This window comes from Methanosaeta sp. UBA458 (assembly GCF_002496085.1).
In the GTDB taxonomy this organism is placed as follows: domain Archaea; phylum Halobacteriota; class Methanosarcinia; order Methanotrichales; family Methanotrichaceae; genus Methanothrix; species Methanothrix soehngenii.
In genome coordinates, this window is sequence record NZ_DAIK01000006.1 from 1634 (window position 1) to 2664 (window position 1031).

Here is a 1031-nt window from a genome sequence, read left to right on the forward strand (position 1 = left end):
GACCGTTGGGCCTATGTCAAAGATGGCTACAGCATCATCGATATCGTGGCCATAATGCCCACCCTGGTTTTGATGGTCCTGCCCGCCACCTTCTTCACCCACGATATTCGGTTCATTCAGACCATAAGGGTGATGGCGGCATTCAGGATATTCAGGTTTCTCCGCTTTATGGCCAAAGATCATCTGCTCTTCGGAATGATCAGCCCGGGGATGATTAACGTCGCCCGTCTGGTGGCGAGCATATTCATAATCCTTTTTGTATATTCAGGACTCTTCTATTTTGTGGAGGAGCCGCTCAATCCTGATGTGCAGAACTTCGGAGATGCCTTTTACTTCGTGGTGGTTGCTGTCTCCACCGTCGGCTTCGGCGATATCGTTCCCTCATCCTCTGCCGGCCGGCTGGTAACCGTGGCCATGATAATCTCCGGGATCATCTTCATCCCCTTCCAGGCGGCGAGGATATTTCGCGCCTGGCTGCGGGCCTCCAGCCAGGACAGGACGGTGATATGCACCAACTGCGGGCTGGACAGGCATGATGTCGATTCTAAGTACTGCAAAAAATGCGGCGAAGCTCTGCCGGAGTCGGGAGAGAGTTAGCCGCTTTTGAGCAGTCTGTTCTAGGGAATGCTTTTGTTTTGAATTGTCCCAATCACTCCTTTATCCTCGAATTTCCCGGCGGCAGGAACTGCACGATCTGATCCACCGACGCCACGGACTTCAAGAAGGCTCTGTCCTCCACCTTTAAAGAGAACTGCCGGTAGATCCTCTTTGCCAGGTCGTCAGGATTAAGCTCTCCCGGCTCGATCTCCACCACCGGATCCGATCCGGGCTTGCTCGCCGATACGGGACCGCCAATAAGAACTCCATCTCTTATCCCCAGAGCAATTCCCAGTGGCACATCCCTGAAGTACCTGCGCTCGCCCCGGATGACAAAGCCGCCCTTCTTCAAAAACTCCCCCGGCTCCGGGGTCTTGCTCACCTGGTCTCCCTTCACCAGATAGCAGTCTGCAGCAGCAAGCCCGCTCTTCCAG

General features: G+C 54.6%; 1 protein-coding gene and 1 pseudogene. One reads left to right on the forward strand and one right to left on the reverse strand.

Annotated elements, in window-relative coordinates; genetic code table 11:
- On the forward strand, positions 1-597 hold a 597-nt coding region (locus BP822_RS00380), incomplete at its 5' end, for an ion channel (RefSeq protein WP_286877486.1).
- A gap of 52 nt (positions 598-649) precedes the next feature.
- Here the strand turns inward: BP822_RS00380 and BP822_RS00385 are convergent.
- Positions 650-1031, reverse strand: a pseudogene (locus tag BP822_RS00385) (fibronectin-binding domain-containing protein); the annotation flags it as partial.